Annotated in this window: 19 protein-coding genes; 9 read left to right on the top strand and 10 right to left on the bottom strand. The window is 44.9% G+C overall.

Annotated features, from left to right (window positions below):
* Nucleotides 1-11 precede the first annotated feature (11 nt).
* Both ACYVGZ_RS12695 and ACYVGZ_RS12690 read left to right on the top strand, forming a co-directional pair.
* Complete coding sequence (locus ACYVGZ_RS12695) at nucleotides 12-2,405, top strand: sensor domain-containing protein (protein WP_460756166.1); 2,394 nt, start codon at nucleotides 12-14, stop codon at nucleotides 2,403-2,405.
* A gap of 111 nt (nucleotides 2,406-2,516) precedes the next feature.
* Entirely contained in the window at nucleotides 2,517-3,026 is a 510-nt protein-coding gene (locus ACYVGZ_RS12690; protein WP_460756163.1) for a hypothetical protein, read from the top strand.
* Nucleotides 3,027-3,086: 60 nt separating this feature from the next.
* On the opposite strand, the gene ACYVGZ_RS12685 is transcribed toward ACYVGZ_RS12690, so the two are convergent.
* The 9 genes from ACYVGZ_RS12685 to ACYVGZ_RS12645 form a co-directional block, all read right to left on the bottom strand.
* Entirely contained in the window at nucleotides 3,087-4,670 is a 1,584-nt protein-coding gene (locus ACYVGZ_RS12685; RefSeq protein WP_460756160.1) for a 5'-nucleotidase C-terminal domain-containing protein, read from the bottom strand.
* Between the two features lie 120 nt (nucleotides 4,671-4,790).
* Complete coding sequence (locus ACYVGZ_RS12680; protein WP_460756157.1) at nucleotides 4,791-5,828, bottom strand: HD domain-containing phosphohydrolase; 1,038 nt, start codon at nucleotides 5,826-5,828, stop codon at nucleotides 4,791-4,793.
* A gap of 1 nt (nucleotide 5,829) precedes the next feature.
* On the bottom strand, nucleotides 5,830-8,370 hold the full coding sequence (locus ACYVGZ_RS12675; RefSeq protein WP_460756154.1) for a PAS domain S-box protein: 2,541 nt from the start codon (nucleotides 8,368-8,370) through the stop codon (nucleotides 5,830-5,832).
* A gap of 304 nt (nucleotides 8,371-8,674) precedes the next feature.
* Nucleotides 8,675-9,784, bottom strand: coding sequence for an ABC transporter ATP-binding protein (locus ACYVGZ_RS12670; RefSeq protein WP_460756151.1), 1,110 nt, complete (start codon nucleotides 9,782-9,784; stop codon nucleotides 8,675-8,677).
* Between the two features lie 89 nt (nucleotides 9,785-9,873).
* A complete protein-coding gene (locus tag ACYVGZ_RS12665) occupies nucleotides 9,874-10,755 on the bottom strand; it encodes a carbohydrate ABC transporter permease (RefSeq protein WP_460756149.1) in 882 nt (293 codons plus the stop codon).
* A complete protein-coding gene (locus ACYVGZ_RS12660; protein ID WP_460756146.1) occupies nucleotides 10,748-11,677 on the bottom strand; it encodes a carbohydrate ABC transporter permease in 930 nt (309 codons plus the stop codon). Before ACYVGZ_RS12660 ends, ACYVGZ_RS12665 begins: the two co-directional genes overlap by 8 nt.
* Before the next feature lie 90 nt (nucleotides 11,678-11,767).
* Nucleotides 11,768-13,015 (bottom strand): ABC transporter substrate-binding protein, encoded by a 1,248-nt coding sequence (locus ACYVGZ_RS12655; protein WP_460756143.1) that lies wholly within the window; start codon nucleotides 13,013-13,015, stop codon nucleotides 11,768-11,770.
* Nucleotides 13,016-13,210: 195 nt separating this feature from the next.
* Complete coding sequence (locus ACYVGZ_RS12650; protein ID WP_460756141.1) at nucleotides 13,211-14,662, bottom strand: ATP-binding protein; 1,452 nt, start codon at nucleotides 14,660-14,662, stop codon at nucleotides 13,211-13,213.
* Nucleotides 14,643-15,383, bottom strand: a complete 741-nt coding sequence (locus ACYVGZ_RS12645; protein ID WP_460756138.1) for a response regulator — start codon at nucleotides 15,381-15,383, stop codon at nucleotides 14,643-14,645. Before ACYVGZ_RS12645 ends, ACYVGZ_RS12650 begins: the two co-directional genes overlap by 20 nt.
* A 189-nt stretch (nucleotides 15,384-15,572) precedes the next feature.
* Between ACYVGZ_RS12645 and ACYVGZ_RS12640 the strand changes: the two genes are divergently transcribed.
* The 7 genes from ACYVGZ_RS12640 (at nucleotide 15,573) to ACYVGZ_RS12610 (ending at nucleotide 24,530) form a co-directional block, all read left to right on the top strand.
* The gene (locus tag ACYVGZ_RS12640) at nucleotides 15,573-16,544 is read left to right on the top strand and encodes a carbohydrate kinase family protein (protein ID WP_460756135.1); all 972 of its coding nucleotides are present in this window, start codon (nucleotides 15,573-15,575) and stop codon (nucleotides 16,542-16,544) included.
* Between the two features lie 347 nt (nucleotides 16,545-16,891).
* Nucleotides 16,892-18,247, top strand: a complete 1,356-nt coding sequence (locus ACYVGZ_RS12635; protein ID WP_460756133.1) for an ABC transporter substrate-binding protein — start codon at nucleotides 16,892-16,894, stop codon at nucleotides 18,245-18,247.
* Between the two features lie 95 nt (nucleotides 18,248-18,342).
* A complete protein-coding gene (locus tag ACYVGZ_RS12630) occupies nucleotides 18,343-19,353 on the top strand; it encodes a carbohydrate ABC transporter permease (RefSeq protein WP_460756130.1) in 1,011 nt (336 codons plus the stop codon).
* A 1-nt stretch (nucleotide 19,354) separates the two neighbouring features.
* A complete protein-coding gene (locus tag ACYVGZ_RS12625; protein ID WP_460756128.1) occupies nucleotides 19,355-20,497 on the top strand; it encodes a carbohydrate ABC transporter permease in 1,143 nt (380 codons plus the stop codon).
* 71 nt (nucleotides 20,498-20,568) lie between these two features.
* Nucleotides 20,569-21,657 (top strand): ABC transporter ATP-binding protein, encoded by a 1,089-nt coding sequence (locus ACYVGZ_RS12620; protein ID WP_460756126.1) that lies wholly within the window; start codon nucleotides 20,569-20,571, stop codon nucleotides 21,655-21,657.
* 76 nt (nucleotides 21,658-21,733) lie between these two features.
* Nucleotides 21,734-23,356, top strand: a complete 1,623-nt coding sequence (locus ACYVGZ_RS12615; RefSeq protein ID WP_460756123.1) for an alpha-glucosidase — start codon at nucleotides 21,734-21,736, stop codon at nucleotides 23,354-23,356.
* A gap of 112 nt (nucleotides 23,357-23,468) precedes the next feature.
* Nucleotides 23,469-24,530 carry a LacI family DNA-binding transcriptional regulator gene (locus ACYVGZ_RS12610; RefSeq protein WP_460756120.1) on the top strand — a complete coding sequence of 354 codons (1,062 nt, stop codon included), beginning with the start codon at nucleotides 23,469-23,471 and terminating at the stop codon, nucleotides 24,528-24,530.
* A gap of 4 nt (nucleotides 24,531-24,534) precedes the next feature.
* Here ACYVGZ_RS12610 and ACYVGZ_RS12605 read toward each other — a convergent pair whose 3' ends face one another.
* Nucleotides 24,535-25,254: a 3'-5' exonuclease gene (locus tag ACYVGZ_RS12605; RefSeq protein WP_460756118.1), complete on the bottom strand. Its 720-nt coding sequence runs from the start codon at nucleotides 25,252-25,254 to the stop codon at nucleotides 24,535-24,537.

Here is a 25,254-nt window from a genome sequence, read left to right as displayed (position 1 = left end):
GTCGAGGTAGCATGTTAGCTTTTAGAAAACGAATATCGTATAAACAAACAAAATGGACTTTATCCTTCTTACTTGTTCTTAGCGTAGTGCTCAGTGCCCTGCAAGTGCTAACGGATTGGGAAAATGAAAAGCGCATTATTAACTCACAAACTCGCGCTCTTCTAAACGTAGTGGCAGACACCGCAACGGAAGCAGCGTTTGAATTAAATGCTAATTTAGGCCGTAAGGTGCTTTCTGGCTTAATGGCCTCGAATCAATTTTATGAAGCCGTGCTTTTAGATGACATTGGCAGGCCTTTGTCGAAAGTGTCTCGGCCCAAAGAAGTTAATTCTTTGTCTTGGTTGCTCACGCACTTTTTTGGCGAGCTGAAGCAAAGCTACACATTTCCACTTATCCGATCTAATGGGGCGGTAGTGGGCAGCCTTCGAGTCAAATTAGACAAAATTTCTGTTACTAGCCACTTCCTTGAAAGGAATTGGTATTTGGTGATTAGTATTTTGTTGTCTGTCTTATTATTAGGTGGAGCAGTGGCATTTTTATTCTATTTACAGATAACAAGGCCGCTTTTTCGTTTTATTGAAAGCCTATCTATTCTGGACAAAGACAAGAGCAGGCTAGACCAAACGGTTATCCCCGCCGTCACACGGGATGATGAAATAGGCATTCTTGCTAGAACCATTGTTGCTTTGTGGCATAAACGTAAGAAAGTAGAGTCAAGACTTGCTACTAGCGAGGCTTACTTTAAAGCGGTTCTCAAGCAGTCTAGCGAGTGTATGTTGTTGGCAAATGTCGAAGGCAAGATACGTGATTGTAACGACAGAACCTGTGTTTTGCTTGGTCATTCGGCAGAAGAGTTACAAAAAATGGGCGTATGTGAGGTGTCGTCTGATTTGACTGAAGAGCGGTTTCAAAAGTGGTCCAAAGCGAATCACGGTGAGACGACTACTTTTGAAGCCGACTTTACTCGTTCGAATGGAGACAGCTTTCCAGCAGAGGTGTGTGGTAGCATTATTGTGTTGGATGGACAAAAATACTTTTTAGCCTCATTCAGAGACATCACGTTACGCAAAAAGTCCCAAGAGCAAGCGCGCCTGCTTGCCTATTACGACACCCTAACAAGCTTGCCTAATCGCCGCTTATTTAATGAAAAACTAAACGAGGCGATTGCCTTAGCAACAGCAAATAAGCAGTTTGGCGGCGTGTTTTTCATTGATCTAGATCGCTTTAAAAATATCAATGATACGTTAGGCCACCATGTAGGCGACAGCGTGCTGGTCGAAGTGGCGGACCGTATAAGTGCCATTCTGCCAGAGCACGCTATTGCTGCGCGCATTGGTGGCGATGAGTTTGTTGTGCTTATTCCAAGCTTTACTCGCAAAAAAGAGCTGGCCTGTTCTTTTGCTGAAGAGCTGGCTCAGAAGTTATTGTCCGTGCTGACTCCCGATCTAAATATTGATAATGCAGACCTAAGAGTATCGGCAAGTATCGGCGTGAGCTTATTTCCTGCTGATGATACTAGCTTACCTGTTTTACAGCAGGCAGATACGGCCATGTACGAAGCTAAAAAGCAGGGGCGTAACGGTTACCAGTTTTATCATCCTGATATGCAACATCAACTTAAAGAAAGGCTTGATTTAGAAAAAGCATTGCAACTTGCTATAGAGGGGCAAGAATTTAAGTTGTTGTATCAGCCACAAGTAGACAGCAAAGGCAACTTAGTCGGATTAGAAGCCTTGGTACGATGGCATAGTGAAACGTTAGGCCCAGTATCACCCGCTAAATTTATACCTGTTGCAGAAGAGACCGGTGTCATTAAAGACATAGGTAATTGGGTGCTACAAGAGGCTTGCCAGCAGTTAAGGCAATGGCAAGACGCCGCGTTACCTGTTCACTTCGAAAGACTGGCGATTAATATTAGCCCCGTGCAATTTGCACAACCCGAGTTTGTGAATTTAGCTCGCAATATTATTGCGGAATCTGGAGCAGACCCTAATTTATTGGAGTTTGAAATCACAGAAAGCATGCTGGTAGAGAATATCCCTCTAGTCGCAGATAAGATGAATCAGTTACGGGAGTTAGGTGTACGCTTCTCAATTGATGATTTCGGAACAGGCTACTCTTCTTTGCGTTACTTACAGCATTTTCCTGTTAGTCAGTTAAAAATAGACCAGTCGTTCACAAGGGATGTTGCCGACGACCCGAAGAGTCAGGTCATCATAAACACCATAGTCGCTATGGCCAACTTAATGCAGTTCGAAGTGCTGGCAGAAGGTGTTGAAACAGAACAAGAACGAGACTTCTTGTTCGATGTGGGTTGTGTTCGTTACCAAGGCTATTTTTTCTCGAAGCCGATCCCCCCTGAACAGGTGAGCGAGCAAATGCCGGCTGGCTGTATTTTTTGTTGATAAGCTTATTTGGGCGAAATTGTTAGTAATTGTGCGTGTTTTTGCAGGTCACAAAGTAAACAATATTTGCGATTATGCCTGCTACCTAACAATAAAAATAAGGGGACACATGTGAAAAAAATCATCACAGCTTTAGCTATTATGCCACTTTTAGCCAGCAGCCATGCATGGTCTGCTGATGTATCTGGCTCATGGAAACTCGTAAATGCTGGCGACACTCAGGCCCAATTAGAAGAAGCCGTTGAAAGGGTGGCAAAAGAAATGAATTTTTTCATTCGAGCATTAGCTCGCCCCGTGTTGCGAGAGCAAACTCAAGTGTGCCAACAATGGCAGCTGGATTTAAATAGCCAGAGTTTTTTATGGCAATGTGATGAGAATGACGCCGATGAGCTTCCTCTTAATGCGGCCGGCGAAGTGTACAAAGTAGACGAAGAGAAGATTGAAATTTCTGGCACCTTGCAGCAAACAAACGACAGTATCATCACGATTCTGGAGTCTGAGCGTGGTAAACGAACCAACACTTGGCAGCAAATCAGTGACAACGAGCTGTTATTCACGGTTAAGCTGGAATCTGAAAAGCTCCCCACACCACTGACTTGGTCATTAACCTACCAAAAATAGCCTGTACTCAAATAGAAAAGGCCGATAAGTCATGTGTTATCGGCCTCTCTGTTCTTCTAGTTAGCGCTTTACTGCGTTATTAATGCGGTATTGGTTCGCTTCTAATGGGTAATGAATCTGTACATAATCGGCCAGTGCTTTAGCCGTTAGGTAACCAGAGTCACGGTAGCTAGGGTGACTTGTCATATCAGGATACCCCATATTTCCTCGTGCCATGTAACGATTAATGGCTACACGATACAGAGCATCGTTGCTAAGCTTTGTGCCGTTGACGCTAATCTTTTTAGCTGTGCCATTTTCCATGGTAAAGCCAATACCGCTAAAGTGAGCGAAGGCCTCAGAACCTGCTGGTAAGGTAGCAACGGCAGACAGGTAATTTGTGAGTTCATTGCTGGTCAGTTCAAGGTATACAATGGTGTGTGCAGAGGGTAAAACTGCTTGCACGCTGAAATAGTTAATAATGCCTTCAGGTAGGTCGCCTTGGATTTCCCCTGCGTGGCTTATGGCAATATCGGCTTTCACTTTTTCTTTCATGGCGCTGGTAACCAAGTTCGCCAGTGGGGTTTCTTGATAAGTTAAAGCGTTGGTTTGTCCGCTAAAATCCGCTTCGTTATAGCCTATTTCATAGCCCATTTCTTCTTGCCCTAATGCTAGGTAAGGCGTGAGTAATTCGAGCACTTCAGGCGATGGCTCTAAGGCTTCACCAGTCAATTGCCAAGCGGTTTTCTCTTTTTCTTCAAGCTCTGCTGAGGCATTAACAGGAATAAGCTCATGATGGCTGTCTGTGACCTTACCGTTTTGGATGACAAGGTCTAACCTACCGACAAGCTTGCCCCACTCTGCAGCTTGTACAATCAAGGTATTGTTTTGCGTTATTGGTGAAGATAACGCGCCGTGGGGTTGGCCCGTGATCATGATGTCGATACCAGGCACAGCTTGAGCGAGCTTTTGGCTCTCTTCAACATTGTTAGCGCCCATTTGGGTAAGAGCAATGACTAAGTCTGCCTGCTGGCGAAGCTTAGGAATAAGGTCTTGGGCCACCACAGCCGCAGGCAGAATCTCAATCCCTTCAAGGTGTTCTGTTGGCGCAAGTTGTAGTGCATGTTTATTGATAAATCCCACAACCGCTACTTTTAGGGTGTCAACTTCGAATATATGGTAAGCGTCAAAGAGAGGTTGGTTATTTTTTTCATTCAAAACATTTGCCGCTAAGAAAGGAAAGCCAGCCCAAGCGTGTTGTTCTTGTAACACATCGAGCGGCTGGTCAAATTCATGGCCTCCAAGCGCCATAGCATCATAGCCCATTAGCTTCATTGCTTTAAAATCGGGCTCAGCAAATAGCACATCAGACTCGAATTGACCTGTGTTAATGTCACCAGCAGAAAGCAGTAGGGCGCTACCTTCACCTAATAGCAGCTCTTCACGAATATTGTCGATGAGGGTGGCGCGAGCCGCCATGCCATATTCGCCCTGTTCACTTTGCCAGAAGTGGCCGTGATGATCGCTAGTATGAATAAGGGTGAGTTTGTATTCTTTGCCGCTTTCCCAGTTTGGCTGGTAGTTTTGTACACTTGCACAGCCAACCAAGCTAAGTAGGCCCAGACAGAGTAGTAAGCGCTCACAATAAGTTTGAATGTTTGCCATTAACTTGTTCCTTGCCGAATAACAGAGGGTGAATATTGACAGCTAAATGTTAGCGTTTGATAACACGCTAACGTAAACAAGAAAACAGGTCAAAAAAGAGGCAAATAAAATAGCGGGTTATTAGCTGGGGAGTACGTCTTTCCATCTATCTTTAATAATTAAAATCTCTTCAAGGCAGGTCTCGAATACCTTAACGAGCTCGGGGTCAAAATGTTTGCCCGCTTCGTCGCGGATCAATTGAACGGCGTCTTCTACTGACCAAGCTTTTTTGTAAGGTCTCTCACTGGTAAGAGCATCAAATACATCGGCAATGGCAATAATTCGCCCTTCTACAGGAATTTCTTCCCCTTTTAATCCTTCCGGGTAGCCAGAGCCATCCCACTTTTCATGGTGAGTAAGCGCAATAATGCGAGCCAATTTGAGCAAAGAGGAGGAGTGTTTGCCAATAATCTCAGCACCCATAGTGGTATGTTGACGCATGACTTGCCATTCTTCGTCATTTAAACGGCCAGGTTTGAGCAGGATGGCATCTGGAATGCCTATCTTGCCGACATCGTGCATGGGCGCAGCGTGCAAAAGTTCTTCCGCCGCGCGCTCTGAAAAGCCAATGGCTTTGGCAATGATCTTCGAATAGTGGCTCATTCGAATAACATGCTGTCCAGTTTCGTTATCCTTGTATTCAGCAGCGCGCCCTAAGGTTTGTACAAGCTCTAATCTTGATTGGTGGATTGCGTCTAAACGGTTCGAATTCAGGTGAACATGAACACGGGCTTTAACCACAGATGGGTTTACAGGTTTGGTGATATAGTCTACTGCGCCTGCATTTAAACCATCTGATTCGTTGGCGCCATCGGTTAGAGCGGTCACAAAAATAATGGGAATATGAGCAAGTAAGGTTTCAGATTTAAGGTGTTTACATACCTCAAAACCACTCATCTCAGGCATCATAACGTCTAGCAAGATCAGCTCAGGAGGCTCTTGATAAGCAAGTTTCAGAGCTTTTTTACCATTTGTAGCAAACGCCAAGCGGTAATCTTGTTCAAGAATCTTTTTTAGCACATGAAGGTTTGTTGGCTCATCGTCAACGATCAAAATGAGGGGCTTCTCATCTTTATTGAAAGGTTTCATGCTAGGGCTAATGTTTGATTCTGTTGTCATATTAAGATTTCTTTAGTGACGCTTCTGATATCGTATCGATCAGTGTTATTGCTTCGTCGAACTCGAAGTTAAACACAGCGGATTGTAATTTTTCGCTTTCATCGTTGGGTAGCTCAAGGCAGATTTCCTCTAGCAACTCATCGTTCATCTCGCCTTTCTCTAAGCTCATTATCAACTGTTTGGCTTTTATCGGGTCAATTGATATAGCTTCAAGTGAGTTTTGAGCGGTGTCTTGTGAGCTCTCTGTTACCCATTCTTGAATACCCACTAAGCTATCGATAATCTCTTGCCATAGAGGGTTAAGCGTTGAATGATCTGCGCCATGTTGTAATTTTAGTTGCTTTTCAAGCTGAAGACATAGCTTGGAGGCTTTACTCAAACTAAGATTCGCGGTTGAGCCTTTTAGCTTATGGGCGAAAGCAACTTGCTGGTGATGCTCTAAATGAGAGGCTTGCTCGCATTCATCCACAATGTTTTTTAGAAAATAGCGAATCTGCCTTTTCAGTTCTTGTTCGCTCCCCCAGCGTTGCGCACCGGATTGCCAGTCTATCGTGGCATCATGATTGGTAGAGTCTTGTTTTGTCGGAGGTGAGGTTGAAATGGATTCGCCGTGTAATACTCGTTCTATTTCGATAATTAGCTGGTCTAGCTCTACAGGTTTTGAGCAAAAGCCATTCATGCCGGCTTGACTCGCATTGAGCTTGTCTAATTCCTGTACGCTTGCGGTTAAAGCAATAATGGGAGTGGCTGCTATATGCTCAGTGCGTTCCCAAGCTCGGATCATTTTAGTCGCTGAAAGGCCGTCAATATGCGGCATATGTAAATCCATCAATACCACGTCATATGTAGCAGATTTGAATGCTTTATACGCTTGCTCTCCATCGAGTGTTGTAGTAATAGTATGACCAAGTTGAGTTAACCTAAGCTCCATAAGGTCGAGGTTTTGCTGTACATCGTCGGCAACTAATATATTCAGTGCTTGTTTTAAGGGTGACTGCGTACGCTGTTTGGTAATTTCCAACTCTTCATTGCATTCTGGTAGGGGAAGCGTTAGCTCAAAACGGCTGCCTTTACCGATTTCACTGTCTACCGTGATTTCACCGCCCATTAACCGAGCCAGTTGCAAAGAAATAGTGGTCCCTAAGCCTGTGCCACCAAAGCGACGGGTTACCGAAGCATCGGCCTGGGCAAAGGGGGAAAAGATTTTTTCTATTCCATCCTGAGAAATGCCAATACCTGAGTCTTCAATGACAATTTCAATGTTGCTACCTAATTTTCGAACAACCAGGTGCACATAACCTTGGGTAGTGAATTTAATCGCATTACCGAGCAGGTTAATTAGGATTTGCTGAATTCTATGAGCGTCACCGCGGAAGCAATGAGGTAAGCTGGCCTCATATTCCAAATTAAACTCTAAGCCTTTCTGTTGGGCGCTTAGCAATAGTGTTTCTCGCACGTTGCTGCAGAGTTTATGTAAGGAGAACTGTTTTATCTCTAAAGGCACAGAACCATGCTCAAGCTTGGACATATCTAGGATGTCATTAAGCAATTGTAGTAGGGAGAAAGCTGAATTATGCACAGTGGAAACGTGTTTGCGTTGCTCACCTTGTAACGTTTCGTCTTCTAGTAATAGCTCAGAGTAGCCTATGATTGCATTCATGGGCGTGCGAATTTCATGGCTCATGTTGGCTAAAAATTGGTTTTTAGCTTGAGCAGCACTTTCAGCGGACTCTTTCGCTGCACGTAGTGCTTGTTCCATGGTTCTACGTTCAGACAAATCATTGACAAATTTTAGAACCCTAGTCGGATGTCCCTGTGGGTCAAGAATAGGGCAGTAGGTGGCATAAATATGCACTTCTTGTCCGTTTTTGTTCTGGCGAACGTACTCTCCAGTCAAGTATTCGCCAGCGTTTAACTTTTCCCAATGGCGCTGGTATCTTTCGCTTTGGGCGACTTCTTGTGAACACAAGATACTATGGTGTTGCCCAATTAACTCTTCACGTTGGTAGCCCATTAGGGCAAGAAAATTTTCATTTGCGTTAATGAGCCGACCCGAAAGGTCAAACTCCACTAAAGTAAGGCCGTTATGTAGCCCTGTAACAATACTTTCAAAGTCCGCTGCTTGGTGTTTTGCATGGGTAATGTCGGTAGCATATTTAATGTAGCGTAAAATCTTGCCATTGCGATCAAATACGGGGTTATAAGAAGCTTGTAGCCAAACTTGTCTACCGTGCTTGTTAATGCGCGAAAACTCGCCGGAGTGGAAGGTGCCTGTCCGAAGAATTGCCCAAAATTCTTTATAAGCGTCTGTATCTACCTGATCTGGTGCCATGAGCATACTGTGGTGCTGACCAATGATTTCGCTTTCTTGGTAGCCAAAAATGCTCAAAAAATTCTGGTTTGCTCTAAGAATATGGCCTTCAAGGTCAAACTCTATTATGGCTTGGACACGGTCAATCGCTCTTTGATTACTTTCGAGTTGGTGTAGCCTTTCTAATAGGCTGTCGTAATCTTGTTGCGAAATACTAAGGGTAGTAGGCATGTCCGATGAGTAATCCGTATCATTGGCCTGTACAAGCACCGCATTAAAAAGTCATGGTGCATTCATTTACGAGAGGAGTTCATTGTGAACAAGTGCGTAAAGGATGTCAGTAGATCGAAGTTCACATTTGGTTTCGAATCGTAAAAAAATAACACAACCAATTACATTTTCTCACACTGACAAGAGAAAGTCTCATGCAAATCGATAAGGAATTAAGTAAAAAAGTGTAAAAGTCATACAAATCTAGGGGGAAGAGCTAGCGATATCGATTGATACACCAGCTCTAGGAGGGAGAATTAGAGGGTTAGTTATCGAGACGTTGACCGTTATTAGAATCAAAAATAACGGCTTTAGACGTATCAAACATCATGTTGATCACATCGCCAGGCTTGGCTGCATAAGCAGGATTAGAACGGCAGTTAATCTCAGCACCGTTGACTCGCGTTAGGATCATGGTATCGGCCCCCATAGGTTCGGTGACTTCTACCTCAATACCTGTTGTGGTAACAAATTCTAGACCTTCTTTGTGAGGTTGAGGCTCAGTGATCATTTCAGGTCTCAATCCGAGTAGTACTTGCTCTCCAACACGGCCTTGTAAACTGTCCGGTTTTGGAAATGGCAGAATGACTTTCTCATTGGTCGCCAGTTCAAGTTTAGGGATACCTTGATCAAGCACCACGCTAGCGGGTATGAAATTCATGGCTGGAGAGCCCATAAAACCAGCCACGAACAGGTTAGCCGGATTGTCATAAATCTCTTGCGGCGTACCTAGTTGCTGTACTTCACCATCTTTCATCACGGCTATACGGTCGGCCAGTGTCATGGCTTCTATTTGGTCGTGGGTAACATACACAATGGTTGTGCCAAGCTTGGCGTGTAATTTTTTGATTTCCGTGCGCATTTCAACACGCAGCTTGGCGTCTAAGTTAGAAAGCGGTTCATCAAATAAATACAGTTGCGGACGTCTAGCCAGGGCGCGCCCCATAGCGACTCGTTGGCGCTGACCACCAGATAATTGAGCGGGTTTTCTGTCTAGCAGGTGGTTGATCTGTAGCATTTCAGCAACACGTTGAATCTCGACTTCTCTTTCTTCTTTAGGGACTTTACGCATTTCTAATCCAAAAGAGATGTTCTGCGCGACCGTCATGTTGGGATACAAAGCATAGGACTGAAACACCATTGCGATGTCTCTGTCTTTTGGAGAGGTGTAAGTCACGTCTTGGTCGCCAATTAGAATGTGACCTTCCGTTACCTCTTCTAGTCCAGCAATGGAATTCATGAGAGTAGATTTGCCACACCCAGATGGGCCGACCAAGATCAAAAACTCACCCGCTTCAATAGCAATGTTAATACCTTTTAAAACCTCGGTACTACCGTAGCGCTTTTTTACGTTATCAATGACTAAATTTGCCATGTTGTGTGCTCCAAATTCGTAACGAATATTCGTATGTTTAAGGGCTGCTCGCTGGGTAAAGAGTGCGAACGCCATTCGTTTTATAGGGTTTAGCCTTTCACCGCTCCGGCGGTTAAGCCACGAACAAAGTACTTACCGGCAAAGATGTACACGGCCAAAGTTGGAAGGGCCGCAATAATGGCTGCAGCCATATCAACGTTGTACTCTTTACCACCAAAACTGGTGTTCACTAGGTTATTTAAGGCAACGGTTACCGGCTGGGTGTCAAAGCCTGAGAAAGCAACGCCAAATAAGAAGTCGTTCCAGATTTGCGTGAATTGCCAAATCACAGTTACGACAATAATTGGGGTAGAAACCGGTAAGATAATTCGATAGAAAATAGTGAAGAAGCCCGCACCGTCAAGGCGTGCAGCTTTGACCAGCTCACCAGGTATAGACTGATAAAAGTTACGAAAGAATAGGGTGGTGAAGGCCACACCGTAAACCACGTGAACGAAAACCAAGCCTGTTGTTGTATTAGCAATACCTAGCCAGCCTAACGTTCTTGCCATGGGCAACAAAATAACTTGGAAAGGTATAAAGCAGCCAATGAGTAGAGCGGCAAAGAAGAAATCGCTGCCACGAAATTTCCAAAGTGAAATGACGTAGCCGTTAATCGCACCCAGAATAGTGGAAATGGCCACTGCGGGTAGCACGATTTGGAAAGAATTTAGGAAGTAGGGAGACAATCCTCCACAGCTACTACCAGTACAGGCACCAGACCAAGCCTTAGACCAAGCATCAAAATTTACGCTGCCAGGCAAAGAAAGTAGAGTTCCAGTGCGAATTTCTTCTACGTCTTTTAGTGAGGTGAGAAGCATAACAATAAAGGGCATCAAGTAAAGTGCAGCCACCACTAGCAAGGTTGCATAGAGGGCAAAACGCAGTATTTTTTCAAGGCCACTTTTAGGGCGACGATTCGTGTTACTCATGGCGCTGACCTCGCAACTCGGAATAGAGATAAGGGATTAAAATGGCTAGTACACAACCTAGCATGACCATAGCAGACGCAGAACCTAGGCCGATCTGACTACGAGTAAAGGTGTGGGCATACATAAAGTTGGCCGGCAAATCAGAGGCGTATCCAGGCCCACCGTTAGTAAGGGCGGCAACGAGGTCGAAGCTCTTAATCGCAATGTGCGAAAGAATGACTAAGGCACTGAAAAATACAGGTTTAAGAGAAGGTAAAATAATGCGTCGATAAGTGGTGAAAGTGCTAGCACCATCTAAATGAGCGGCTTTAATTAAATCGCCATCAACACCACGCAGGCCCGCTAAGAAAAGTGCCATAACAAAGCCCGATGCTTGCCAAACCGCGGCAATAACTAAACAGTACACCACCATATCTGGGTTAATGAGCCAATCGAACTTAAAGTTCTCAAAGCCAAGGTCAACCATGAGCTTTTCTAATCCGTTTGTTGGGTTAAGTAACCATTTCCATGCGGTACCCGTTACGATAAATGAGATGGCCATTGGGTAGAGGTAGATGGTTCGGATGGCGCCTTCTGCGCGTATTTTTTGATCCAAAAAAATGGCCAATACGACCCCTAAGAAAAGGCATATTAAGATAAATAGACCACCGAAAACGCCAAGGTTCGTTAGGGCTACGAGCCAACGGTCGTTATTAAACAGGCGTTCATATTGGTCGAAACCTACGAACTTGTAAGACGGCAGCATACGGGAATTGGTAAAGGACAGTACCGCTGTCCATACCATGTAGCCATAAATACAGACTAGGGTCACTACGACCGTAGGGGCCATTACCAGTTTTGGCATTAGGTCTGCCAAAGATAGGCGTGTGGGGCGTCCTGACTGAGTCTTTACAGACGCAGCTTGAGCGTTTTTTGTATTCATAATGAGTGCTTCACGACATGAGGGAGAAACGGAGGGGCTGATACATTACATCAGCCCCAGTGTTACTTTTTTAGTCTTTAAGACTAGGTATTACATGCTTGCTTTTACTGCACGAGCAAGTTTGTCTACTGCTTCGTTAGGTTCCATAGAGTCGCTGTTGAAGAAGTTAGTAACAACGTCAAAAATAGCGCCTTGAACCATAGAATTAACAGACATACCGTGAGCCATACTTGGCACTAAGTCGCCTGTTGAAGAGCTCGCTAAGAAAGCGTCCATTGCAGAGTGAGCACAAGTATCAAACTTGTCGCGAGGCATGTTCAAACGAGCAGGAATGGACCCTTTGTTCAAGTTGAATGTTTCTTGGAATTTTGGCTCAAGAATAAGACGAGTTAAGTCTTTTTGAGCGTCTTGAGCATCTTTTCCGTCCACTTCGAACATGGCGAGAGAGTCAATGTTAAAGGTGAAGGTACCGCTTGTGCCTGGTGCTGGGTAACACACGTAATCGATCCCTGCCTGTTTATTGGCTGCGGTGAACTCACCTTTTGCCCAGTCGCCCATGATTTGAATAGCGGCTTCGCCGTTAATAACCATAGAGGTGGCAATGTTCCAGTCACGGCCAGAAAAGCCTGTGTCGACAAAGTCATGCATTTTTTTAAAGGTTGTGAATACATCGACCATATCTTGGCTGCGTAGGGTGTCTTCATCCAGCTCAATGAAGGCTTTCTTGTAGAATTCAGAACCTTTCGCTAGAGCAATGGCTTCGAATAAAGTGGCGTCTTGCCATGCTTGACCACCGTGGGCCAAAGGAGTGAAGCCTGCGTCTTTGATTTTTTGTGCTTCGACAATGAACTGCTCCCAAGAAGTCGGGATAGAAGCACCGGCTTTACGGAATACTTCAGGGTTGGCCCACATCCAGTTTACACGGTGAACGTTTACTGGTGCTGCTACATAATGACCGTCGTGCTTCATGGTTTGGCTAATGACAGGAGGGAGGACCGTATCCCAATCGCCTGCTTCTGCAACGTCGTCAAGATTGGTAAGGAAACCTAAGTCACCCCATTCTTGAATGGTTGGACCTTTGATCTGGGCGCTGGCTGGAGGGTTGCCTGAAATCGCACGAGACTTAAGTACGGTCATTGCGGACTCACCTGCACCACCGGCAACGGCAAAGTCTTTCCAAGTATGACCTGCATCTTGCATCTCTTGTTTTAACACATTAATTGCTGCTGCTTCGCCGCCTGATGTCCACCAGTGCAAAACTTCTACTTCACCAGCGTGGCTAGAGGCAGCCGCAAGAGAAAGAGCAACCGTAGTTAAACCGAAAGCAATTTTTTTCATTGTTAGGACCTTTTTTATTGTTATTTGATGAATGACTCATCAATGAATATGTATTTAATTTCGACTGTTATCCGTAAAGTATGACAGTCGAGTATTGAAATTTAGCAAAGGAAAGTGGGGTAGGGGGTAATATAGAGCAACCTAATGTAACAAAGTCTTGCATAGCCCTTCCTTGTCTATAAATGATAAAAATGTTTAGTGCCTAGGTAACCAAATTCGGGCTTCTAACCCTCCTTGTGGCAGGTTGCTAAGGGTGACTTCTCCCCCTTGTGCTTTTGCTATATTACGCGCAATACTTAACCCAAGGCCCATGCCGCCAGGGTGACCAGAGTGATCAGGGGTGAGTCTGGCATAGGGTTGGAATACTTTATCTATTTTATCTATGGGGATACCTGGCCCGCGATCACATATGCGAATGCAAATGGCGTCTTCATCGTCTTCAATGTAAATTGTGGCGGTTTTGCCGTAGTAGAGCGCATTATCAACTAGGTTGCCCAAACAGCGCTTAATGGCAAGGGGTTTACCAATATAAGGGTGAGCCAGTGTGCCATGTAGGGTCACTTTAGGTGACTCTAAGTTAGCTACAGCTTGCATGTCTAATAACATACGGTCTATGTCTACTTGTACTCTGTTCTCATGTATGTCGGTTTCTTTTACGCTCTGAAGTGCGCCTTTCACGAGCATGTCTAGATCTTCTAAATCGCGGATCATGGCTTCGCGGGAGTCATCGTCGTCTAGCATTTCTGCTCGTAAGCGTAAGCGTGTAATTGGCGTTTTCAGGTCGTGGGAAATAGAAGAAAACAACCTCTCTCTATCATTTAAGTAGCGCTGAATACGGGTTTGCATGTCATTAAAAGCTTTGGCTGTGTTGCGAACCTCAATACTTCCTGCCTCACTGATGGTTTGGCTGTCCCCTTGCCCAAACGACTCAGCTGCTTGGGCTAAGGTCGCCAGGGGGCGGGTCACTCTACGTAATACGATTAGGCTGAGCATCAATACCGTGAGTACCGACATGGCCATTGAGAAAAGTCGTTCAGCGCTGAGAGGGGAGGTCTCTTCAAGAAAATAGGGGTCTGGCATTAAGCTGGCCAAATAAAGCCAGTCGGTTTCATTCACTGGAATTTGAATCACGATAATCGGAGGGGAGAGCGGTTTAACGAGTAGGCTATGGTGCCCCCAACGTTCAGGTAAGTCGACTAATAGTGTTTTGTTGTTTATGACGTGTAAGTCTTCAGGGCTAGACAGCGTGATCTTCGCATTGGTAATACCAAGTTGTTTTTTCAACGTTTGCCGAACTTCGTTTTTTACTATGTTACGTAGTTCTGAGTCTGGTAGGTCGTTAATGCGTATTTCTTCATGGTTAAGTGTTACAAAGAAGCGCGTACCTCCCATGTTTTGTAACTGATCTATCACAATATGGCGATAATTAGGCGGTAAGGATTCAAAATAACTCACGGTGGCAGCAATACGAAATGCCATGTGTTTGGATACTTCACGCACATTCTGCTCAGCATCCGATTCCAGTTGTTTAAGCCAAAATGTAGAGCTGATTAACTGTGCGCTGGCCACCCCAAGAGCCATGATTAACAGAATCTGGCCAGTTAAAGATTGGCTCCAGCGCTTTAGCCTAACGCGAAAATTCTTCATCGATCGACTCAACATGAGCGGTCAGAATATAGCCCTGACCTCGAACTGTTTTAATAAGTTGTGGTTGTTTCGCGTCCTCTCTTAGGCGTTGTCTAAGTCGACTAACGTGTACATCGATAAAACGATCTAATGGAGCACTGTCACGGCCCCGGGTATTTTCAGCAATGTGTTCACGAGTAAGCACTGTGCCTGGGCTGGCCAGAAAGAGCATGAGCAAGTTGTAGTCTGCACCAGACAGAGACTCTTTTTCACTTCCAAAGTGGAGCTCGCGAGAAACGGTATCTAGCTTAAACTGCGCAAAACGATAACAACGATGAGCACTGGCTGGAGCATCAATGACTTCACTGTGCTCCATACGCCGAAAAATGGCTTTAATACGAGCTAGCAGCTCTCTTGGATTGAAGGGTTTGGCAAGGTAGTCATCTGCGCCCATTTCTAAACCAATAATACGGTCCATTTCGTCGGAATTGGCAGTCAACATAATAACAGGCACTTGGGATATAGTACGTAGCTCCCGGCAGACTGAAAAACCATCTTGGCCGGGTAACATGATGTCTAAAATGACAAGATCGACGTTCTGTTGGGGCTGGAAATTGGCTAAAAACGCTTCTCCTGACTCAGCACTGAGTACTTGAAACTGGTGTTTCTCTAAGTAGGTTTTGAGAAGAGAGCGTATTTCATCATCGTCGTCGACGACATAAAGGCATTTGGCTTTTGTCATTTTTCTTTCTCAATCAAGGCCTATTTGCGCGAATTTAGATTTGAGTCTAACAAGAAAGTAGAAGGTTACCAATGTGAGAAGTGTTAGACTTTGGCAAACGAGAGATTAAATAAATCAGATTGATTAAATATAACTGGCCTTGCATAATCCATTAAAGGTTTTGGTTAGACAGACTAAGAGAATAAGACAATGACAACAAAAGTGATGGCATTTGGCGAAGCATTGATAGACTTTTTATCCAATGGTGCGACTCAAAAAGGCGAGCTAGAGAGCTTTGTAAAATATCCAGGTGGGGCACCTGCTAATGTTGCAGTAGCGGTTGCGCAATTAGGTGGCAATAGTCACTTTGTTGGTCAAGTTGGAGATGACGCTTTTGGTCATTTCCTGCAGACTTCCTTATCGGATTATGGTGTTAATACCAGCAATATGCTGATGACAAAAGAAGCGAAAACGGCTTTGGCCTTCGTGAGCTTAGACAGCACAGGTGAGCGTAGCTTTGAGTTTTATCGTAGCCCCTCTGCAGACATCCTGTTTAAAGAATCTGACTTTCAGAAGACATGGTTTAGCGAGGCTCAAGGGGTTTTTCATACTTGCTCTAATACCCTAACGGATGCTGACATTACTAAAGCAACCTTGGCGGGTGTGCGTATGGCGAGAGAGGCAAATTGGATTGTAAGTATTGATGTGAATCTACGTACTAATCTGTGGCCTGATTGCCAAGTAGACAAACAGCGTGTGATCGACTGGATGCAATCTGGCGATGTGGTGAAAGCCAGTTTAGAAGAGCTTGAAGTACTCGCGGACGAGCCTTTTGCTTTAATCAATGAATCTCTACAGGCTGGAGTGTCTCTGTTTGTACTGACTGATGGTGCAAAAGCGATTCGTTTCTACACCGCCAATCATGGCGAAGCAGAAGTCAAAACACCTAAAGTAGAAGTAAAAGACACGACGGCAGCAGGTGATGCCTTTGTTGGTGGTTTGCTGTATCAACTAGCCGAACAAGGTGGTACGCGCGAATCTCTAAAAGCATTTAGTAAAGATGAGCTAATGTCTATTGTGCGTTTTGCCGCAGCTTGCGGTGCGGACTCTGTTACCAAGCTTGGTGCTTATCCATCATTGCCTAACTACCAAGAAGCACAGCAACGTTTGGCCACTTTTTAACAGCTACGCTTAAATAAAAAGGCGTCGAACAGTAAGAAATAAGGTTTTTCTTACTGTTCGACGCCTTTTTTTATGGACTGCTCAATTGATTTTTGGTGTTCTCAGATCTTAAGAAACTTCTGTTTTAAAAGGAAAAAAACGACTTTCTCTGCTCTTTTGGATTAAGAGCGCTTCTAAATGTGGGTTTCAATTAAGATAATATTAAGGAAGTACAGACCTTGAATAGCTCCGTTCAGTTGTTAATAATCAAAACTCTTCTTAATCCTTAAAGATAAAAAATTAAACAGTTTTCGACCCAACATAATAACAAAGGCTCATTAAGAAACTTAATGGCCGACTAAGGAGCGATGATGAAAAAATCTCTATTGTCTATGGCGGTTGCCATGACCCTTTCTGCTAGTGCCACTCAAGCTGACGAGCTAATTTTTCCACCGGGTGAGAACGACCAGTTCCACTGGGAAAGTTACGAAGCGCTCAAATCTCTTGACTTATCTGGTGAAACTATTTCCGTCTTCGGTCCTTGGATGGGGGATGAAAAAGCAAGCTTTGATCGTGTTATTGCCTATTTCGAGGCAGCAACGGGAGCTACAGTAGAATACGCAGGCTCTGACTCTTTTGAGCAACAAATTGTGATAGATGCTCAAGCGGGCAGTGCGCCAAATATCTCTATTTTTCCTCAGCCTGGTTTAGCCGCAGACATGGCAGCGAAAGGCTTCATCACACCTCTTTCCGATGAGGTAAAAGCAGGTGTCGTTAAAGACTATGCGGCTGGGCAGTCTTGGGTAGATCTTGCTACCTTTGAAAATGAAAAGGGTACAGACAACCTATATGGTGTGTTTTATCGCGCTGATTTGAAATCGTTAGTCTGGTATTCGCCTGAAAACTTTGAAGACGCTGGCTACGAAGCGCCAGAAACAATGGAAGAGCTTAAAGCACTTACGCAAGAAATTGTTGCAGACGGCGGTACTCCTTGGTGTATCGGCTTGGGTTCGGGTGCCGCGACGGGCTGGCCGGCAACTGATTGGGTAGAAGACTTATTACTTAGAACACAACCTGCCGATGTTTACGATCAGTGGGTGAGCAATGATATTCCATTTGACGACCCTCGTATTGTTAACGCAATCAAAGAGTTTGGTTGGTTTGCCCGTAATGACGATTTTGTGGATGGCGGTGCAGGTGCTGTTGCTTCCACTGACTTCCGTGATAGTCCAAAAGGCTTATTCCAGTCGCCGCCGAAATGTTACATGCATCGCCAGGCGTCTTTCATCCCCGCTTTTTTCCCAGAAGATATTGAGCTGGGTCTAGATGCAGATTTCTTCTACTTCCCTTCTTATGAATCAAAAGGGTTGGGTAACCCGGTATTGGGTGCGGGTACTCTAGTGAGTATCACCAACGACTCGCAAGGCGCACGCGCATTTATAGATTTCGTGCGTTCCCCTATCGCTCATGAGCTATGGATGGCGCAAACAGGCTTTTTATCGGCTCATTTAGGAGCGAATCCTGAGCTTTACTCAAGCGAAGCGGCTAAGAAGCAAGGTGAGATCTTACGCTATGCTACAACCTTCCGTTTTGATGGTTCTGACTTGATGCCAGGTAAAATTGGTGCAGGCTCCTTCTGGACTGGCATGGTGGATTACACAGGTGGTAAAGACGCTGAAACGGTAGCGCAAGACATTCAGAAAACTTGGGATGCCTTGAAGTAACCTTGTTACGGACCTAACAAGGGTTAGGTCCGTTTCACTTTGCTCGACTTTAAAAAGCCTGAATAAGGCTGACTTATCTTTGCTTTGGAGTGTCTATGGGCCAGCTCGCATCTGCGTTAGTGACCATGATTTTAGGCGTGTTGGGATGTGCCGCGTACTTCTACGGTTCTAACTTTCTTTTGGATAAACTGTTCCCAACTAAGCATCGCCCAGTAACGGTGATTGCACGCAATTTGGGGATCATTAATGCCATTCGTCCTTGGTTATTTTTGGGACCAGCCGTATTACTGTTAACTTTTTATCTTTTTTATCCGGTTATTGATTCCATTCGTTTGTCTTTCCTAGACCGCACCGGCGAGGAGTTTGTCGGCTTATCGAATTACGTGTGGCTTTTTGGTAGCGATGAATTTTTTGAATCCTTTAAAAACAACATGTTGTGGCTCATCGTTGTGCCCACCGTGTCGACTTTTATGGGGTTGATAATTGCCACTATGACAGATCGTATTTGGTGGGGAAACATAGCCAAAAGTTTAATTTTCATGCCAATGGCTATTTCATTTATTGGTGCTTCGGTTATCTGGAAGTTCATTTACGATTTTCGTAGTGGTGACGATGCGCAAATCGGTTTATTGAATGCCCTTGTGGTGTTTTTCGGTGGTGAGCCCCAGCCTTGGATTACCATTCCCTTCTGGAATAATTTCTTTTTGATGGTGATCTTGATCTGGGTACAAACGGGTTTCGCTATGGTCATTTTGTCGGCGGCATTACGTGGTATTCCAGATGAAACCATTGAAGCAGCGGTACTAGACGGAGCCAATGGCGTACAAATCTTCTTCAAGATCATGGTGCCGCAAATATGGGGTACCATTGCCGTGGTTTGGACGACTATTACCATCCTGGTTCTGAAGGTGTTCGACATTGTACTGGCCATGACGAATGGGCAATGGGGAACTCAAGTATTAGCTAACCAAATGTTTGATTGGATGTTTCGTGGTGGTGGTGACTTTGGTCGTGGTGCTGTGGTGGCCTTAGTGATTATGGTATTGGTGATTCCAATTATGGTCTGGAACATCAAACGAGCAAACGATGAAATGGAGGGCCGTTAGTATGTTGGCATCTTCAAAGCGAACGCCATTAAATTTTCTTGTGCATGCCGTGGTGCTGTTTTTGGTAGTCATTTGGACTATTCCAACGGCTGGTTTGTTTGTTTCTTCAATCCGAGACAAAGAGCAACTCACAGTATCAGGCTGGTGGACAGCATTATCTACCTCTGAACAGCGTTTGGTGACCCGAGCAAATTTGCCAGAAAGCCAGGTTCAAGAAGCGGATCTTTTTATTATTCGTGGCAATGTTCTGACGGGTGGTTCAGGTAAGGTTGTGCGTTTTGGTTTTAGCTCACTGAAACCCGAAGCGTTCGCTGCTGGTGAACAAGCCGAGATGAAACGCGGTCAAACATTAACCGTGTTTGAGAATGGTGATTATGAATTGGCCTCGCCGACGGCATGGAAAGGCAAGCGAGGTAAACGTATTTTCTATACTGCCCAAGTGCCACCTCGGTTTACTCTCGATAACTACCGTGAAGTATTAAGTACAGAGGGGCTAGGGCAATCTTTTATTAACTCTCTCACGGTGACTATTCCAGCTACCGTCATTCCGATACTAGTAGCTGCATTTGCAGCGTATGCATTGGCGTGGATGCGTTTTCCTGGTCGTGCATTGCTATTGGCCGCTGTGGTAGGTTTGTTGGTTGTACCGCTGCAAATGTCACTGATTCCACTACTCAAAAGCTACAACCTAATTGGGGAGTTTTTTGGTGTAGGGTCGAAAACCTACATGGGGGTTTGGCTTGCCCATACGGGCTTTGGGCTACCATTGGCGATCTACCTGTTACGCAATTATATTGCGGGGTTACCGGGTGAGATTATTGAATCTGCTAGAGTTGATGGCGCTTCCGATTTTGATATTTTCCGCAAAATTGTCTTGCCGCTTTCCTTCCCTGCGTTGGCTTCGTTCGCTATTTTCCAATTCCTTTGGGTATGGAATGATCTACTGATTGCCATGGTATTTCTAGGTAACAATGCGGAGCACCTAGTGTTAACCGGCCAGCTTAGGGAGTTATTAGGGTCTCGTGGTGGTAATTGGGAAATTCTAACGGCATCAGCATTTATCACGATTGTCGTGCCGCTGTGTGTGTTCTTTAGCTTGCAGCGCTATTTAGTGCGCGGTTTGTTAGCGGGCTCGGTCAAATAACATTTTTAACGCATGCGAGTTGAGCTTAGCTCCTCGCGGCATTGATGTATTCAGAATGAGGATTGTCCATCATGGCAGACGTAAAACTAACCCATGTGAAAAAGGTCTACGCAAATAACGTTGAAGTATTGCGAGACATTAATTTAGATATTAAACAAGGCGAGTTCATTGTTTTTGTTGGGCCTTCTGGCTGTGGTAAGTCCACTTTGTTGAGAATGATTTCTGGCCTTGAAGATATTTCTGGCGGCACATTAGAAATTGACGGTCAGGTAGTGAACGATATTCCGCCCTCCCTGCGTGGTATCGCTATGGTATTTCAAAGCTATGCTTTGTACCCGCATATGACGGTGTACGACAATATGGCGTTCAGCTTACAAATCGCCAAGACCAGTAAAGAAGAGGTTGACCAGCAGGTTCGCAAAGCGGCTGAAATGCTACAGTTGACCCCTTACCTAGATCGCTTACCAAAAGCGTTATCTGGTGGTCAGCGTCAGAGGGTAGCGATTGGTCGTGCGATTGTTCGTCGCCCTAAGGTGTTCTTGTTTGATGAACCCTTATCCAACCTAGATGCGGCGTTGCGTGTTGCGACCCGTATGGAAATAGCCAACTTGAAAGAAAGCATGCCAGATTCGACCATGATCTATGTGACTCATGATCAGGTAGAAGCAATGACTCTCGCGGATCGGATTGTCTTGTTATCGGCTGGTAATATAGAGCAAGTAGGCTCTCCATTAGAACTTTATGAAAAACCTGCGAACGTATTTGTGGCCAAGTTTATTGGCTCACCGGCTATGAACATTTTGCCCTGCAGCATTAATCAGGCAGGGGCAAACACAAAAGTATCTGTGGCAGATACTCTGATCACAACGCAAATCACTACGGCTGATCAAGAGCAAGGCAAGACTGGTTTCTTTGGGGTACGCCCTGAAGACCTAAGCCTAGTTGAAAGTGAAGAGCAGGCTCTGTTAACAGGAAAAGTGCATTTTGTGGAGTCGCTCGGTGAGTCTACCTTGTTGTATGTGAAAGTTGCTGGTTGTGAAGACATGGTTATTTCAAAGCTGGTAGGCACAATAATCGCAGAACGTGGTGAGACAGTGCATTTAAGTGCGGCAGTTGAAAAAATGCATTTATTTGATGACAACGAACTGTCTTACGCTTAATAAAACCGAATAACTATTTGCCTTAATTAAAAGCGGTGCTTAGCACCGCTTTGTGCTTTATTTTGGAGAGTCTACGATGACAAAAAATGACTTAAACTGGTGGAAAGGCGGCATAATTTACCAGATATATCCACGTAGTTTTATGGATGCCAATGGCGACGGAGTGGGTGATATTGCTGGTATAACGAGCAAACTCGATTACGTTGCGTCTTTAGGTGTGGATGCCATTTGGTTATCGCCTATTTTTACTTCGCCAATGAAAGACTTTGGATACGATGTTTCAGACTATTGTGATATCGATCCTATGTTTGGCAGTTTGGCCGACTTTAAACAATTGATTGCACGCTCCCACGAGTTGGGGCTGAAAGTCATGATCGATCAAGTGATCAGCCACTCTTCCGATGCTCACCCTTGGTTTGAGGAAAGTCGTCAAAACAAAACCAATGATAAGGCGGATTGGTATGTATGGGCGGATCCTAAGCCAGACGGCTCTCCACCAAATAATTGGTTATCTATTTTTGGTGGCAGTGCGTGGAAATGGGATAGCCGCCGTTTGCAGTATTACCTGCATAATTTTTTGGAATCTCAGCCTGACTTTAACTTTCATAATCCACAAGTGCGCGAAGCGCATTTAGATAATATGCGCTTTTGGCTAGAGATTGGTGTGGATGGTTTCCGCCTAGACACGGTGAATTTTTACTTCCATAGTCAGGGCTTAGAAGACAACCCGCCTGTACCACCAGGTGAGCCAAAAACCATGGGCGCACCTCATGATAACCCATACACATATCAACGCCACGTGTACGATTTAAGTCGCCCAGAAAACTTAGATTTCTTAAAAGATCTACGTGGTTTAATGGATGAGTTCCCAGGTTCTACAACGGTAGGTGAGTTGGGTGATGATTTTCCATTACAAAGAATGGCAGAGTACACCTCGGGGGGCGATAAACTACATATGGCTTATACCTTCGACTTCCTCAACACGCCTCATTCTCCTCAGTATATTCGTAAAACATTAGCGAATATGAATGAGATTGTTGGCGATGGTTGGCCATGTTGGGCGTTATCTAACCACGATGTCGTGCGTGCCTGCACCCGCTGGGGAGCTGAAGAAGATCCTATTGCTTATCCTTTGATCGCTATGGCGCTGACCTTGTCTTTACGTGGTAGTGTTTGCTTATATCAAGGAGAAGAACTCGGTTTACCTGAAGCAGAGGTGCCTTTTGAGCGTATTCAAGACCCATATGGCATTCCCCTTTGGCCTGTATTTAAAGGGCGAGATGGTTGCCGCACCCCCATGGTTTGGGAGAATAAGGAGCAGGGTGGCTTCTCATCAGTTGAACCATGGTTACCTGTCGATGAGCGCCATTTAGCGTTAAGCGTGGCTCAACAGGAAGCTCAACCGGATGCCCTGCTACACAAGGTAAGACAGTTGATTAAATGGCGTCAACAACAGCCCGAACTGATTAACGGTAGCCTGACCCAATTGGACTTTGGAAACGACGAGTTAATTGTCTTGTTGCGAGAGTTTGAAGGGCAAAAAGTCTTGGCGGTTATTAATATGACAGGCCAACAGCAGGAAGCTGCTCTGAATTGCTCAGTGGAGTCTGAATTGACAGGACATGGCTTTAAGTGCGAAAGAGAGGAGCAATTGCTTATCTTGCCAGCATACCAAGCCTTTTATGCGAAAGTTGTCTAAAATAATAGGGTAAGCCTTATTGTGCAGAATAGAGCAGCTAGCTTATGCATTCATGGGTTGGCTGTTTTGTTGTCAGTAAACTAAGGCAAAATTCATCATTATGATTGCAACTATGAAGAAGAAAATAAAAAAGCTGACACTTAAAGATGTTGCGGAAAGGCTTAATGTCTCGACGGCAACCATTTCTAATGCTTTTAACCGACCTGACCAGCTCTCGGCTATCTTACGAGATAATATTCTTAGCGAATGTGAAAAAATGGGCTATTTTGGGCCAAATGCTGCGGCTCGTAGTTTGCGCACAGGTCGTACAGGTATTGTGGGCATCGTGCTCTCAGATGACCTGAGCTATAGCCTCACAGACCCAGTGGCGAGCCAGTTTTTACAAGGGATGGCGGAGGTGTTTGAAGAGCATGAATACAATATGCTCTTGCTATCCTCTAACGAAAGCCAACAAGATGCCCAAAGCCGTATGCAGTCCTCTATGGTAGACGGTTTTATTGTTTACGGGCACAAGCCGCAGCAATGCCTGAACGCCCCTTGGTTAATGCCTCATAAAAATATTATTACGGTAGACAGCTTCATTCCAGGTACGACCTCGGTGAATATTGAGAACAAAGAAGGGGCTTATCGGATCGCAAAACATGCTCTTGCTCATCAACCGACTAACGTGGCGGTTATGGGACTCTCGCTTTTGGATACGGATAGAGTGTGCAGAGTGAGAGATGATGAGTTGTATGACCGAGCGGCGTCTATATCGATTCAGCGGCTTGAAGGGTATAACCAAGCACTAAAAGAGCATGGAATGTCGGCAAACTCTGAATATATCTGGAATATCCCTGTCAACAACCATAAGTTGGCGTATCAAGCTGCTAGAGAAGCGCTAAGCATGGCTAAAAGGCCAGAGCTTCTTTTGTGTATGAGTGACTGTATTGCCATTGCCTCAGTACAAGCTGCGCTACAAATGGGCCTAAGAGTACCTGAAGATGTAAAAGTAGTGGGTTTTGATGGTATTCCTGAAAGTGGTAATTTCCATCCATCTATTACTACGATACACCAACAAACCGTTGAGAAAGGGCGTGTTGCCGCACAAGTATTCTTAGGCTTGCGAGAGCCTAAAGATATTATGTTAGACACCGACTTGGTGGTACGAGAAAGTTGTCCGAGCTTATCTTAGAGGCTTATAGCCAGTACTGCTGAACAGGTCGTTGTGGGTTCAAGTGGTAAGCTATTTGCGCTTGTAAAAGCTCTGCTGATGACAGCGCATCAGTTAAAGCATGATGTGCTTTATAGCGAGGCAAGTTATACCTCTGCCGACAAGCATCTAGGCGCAATGAAGGTGCTTTAGAAAAGCGTTGCCACCATTTTGGCTGATACGCTTGGCGCTCAATATCCATGGTATCTAGCACTGGGAAATACAGTGGATAGCCATACACTTTAAGCGCCGCTTCTAACAAAAATTGGCGTTCAATGGCTACGCAGTGAACCACCATGAGCTTGCCACTCATAGCCGTTAATAGCTTTTCTAGTACCCCTTCTAAAGGTGGGGCGTTTCCTAATTCTGTATCTGTGATCTCGTGAATGGTGACCGATTCGGCGTGTAGGTTATTATCGGGTTTTGTTATCCAATATTGAGCGCCTTGGCAGCGAATAATGGTGTGATCAAATGGCATAATACCAAGGCTAATGATTTCATCTTCCTTGCTGTTTAGTCCCGTGGTCTCTATGTCTAGCCCCATAAGCGGCGCGTCCCTTAAACGTGTGCTGGGGGCAACGCAGCCAGCTTGATAAAAGCGCTTTAATGGGCCTTCTGGTGCTTCCTCTGCCCATTGCTGATAGGCATTTTTCCAATCAAATTCAGAAGATTCAGCGGATGTTTTAAACGGGTTATTAAGAGCCAT

It is taken from the genome of Marinomonas epiphytica (assembly GCF_054780655.1).
The sequence above is the reverse complement of the archived record's forward strand: the minus strand, read 5'-3'. Positions and strand labels throughout refer to the sequence as shown.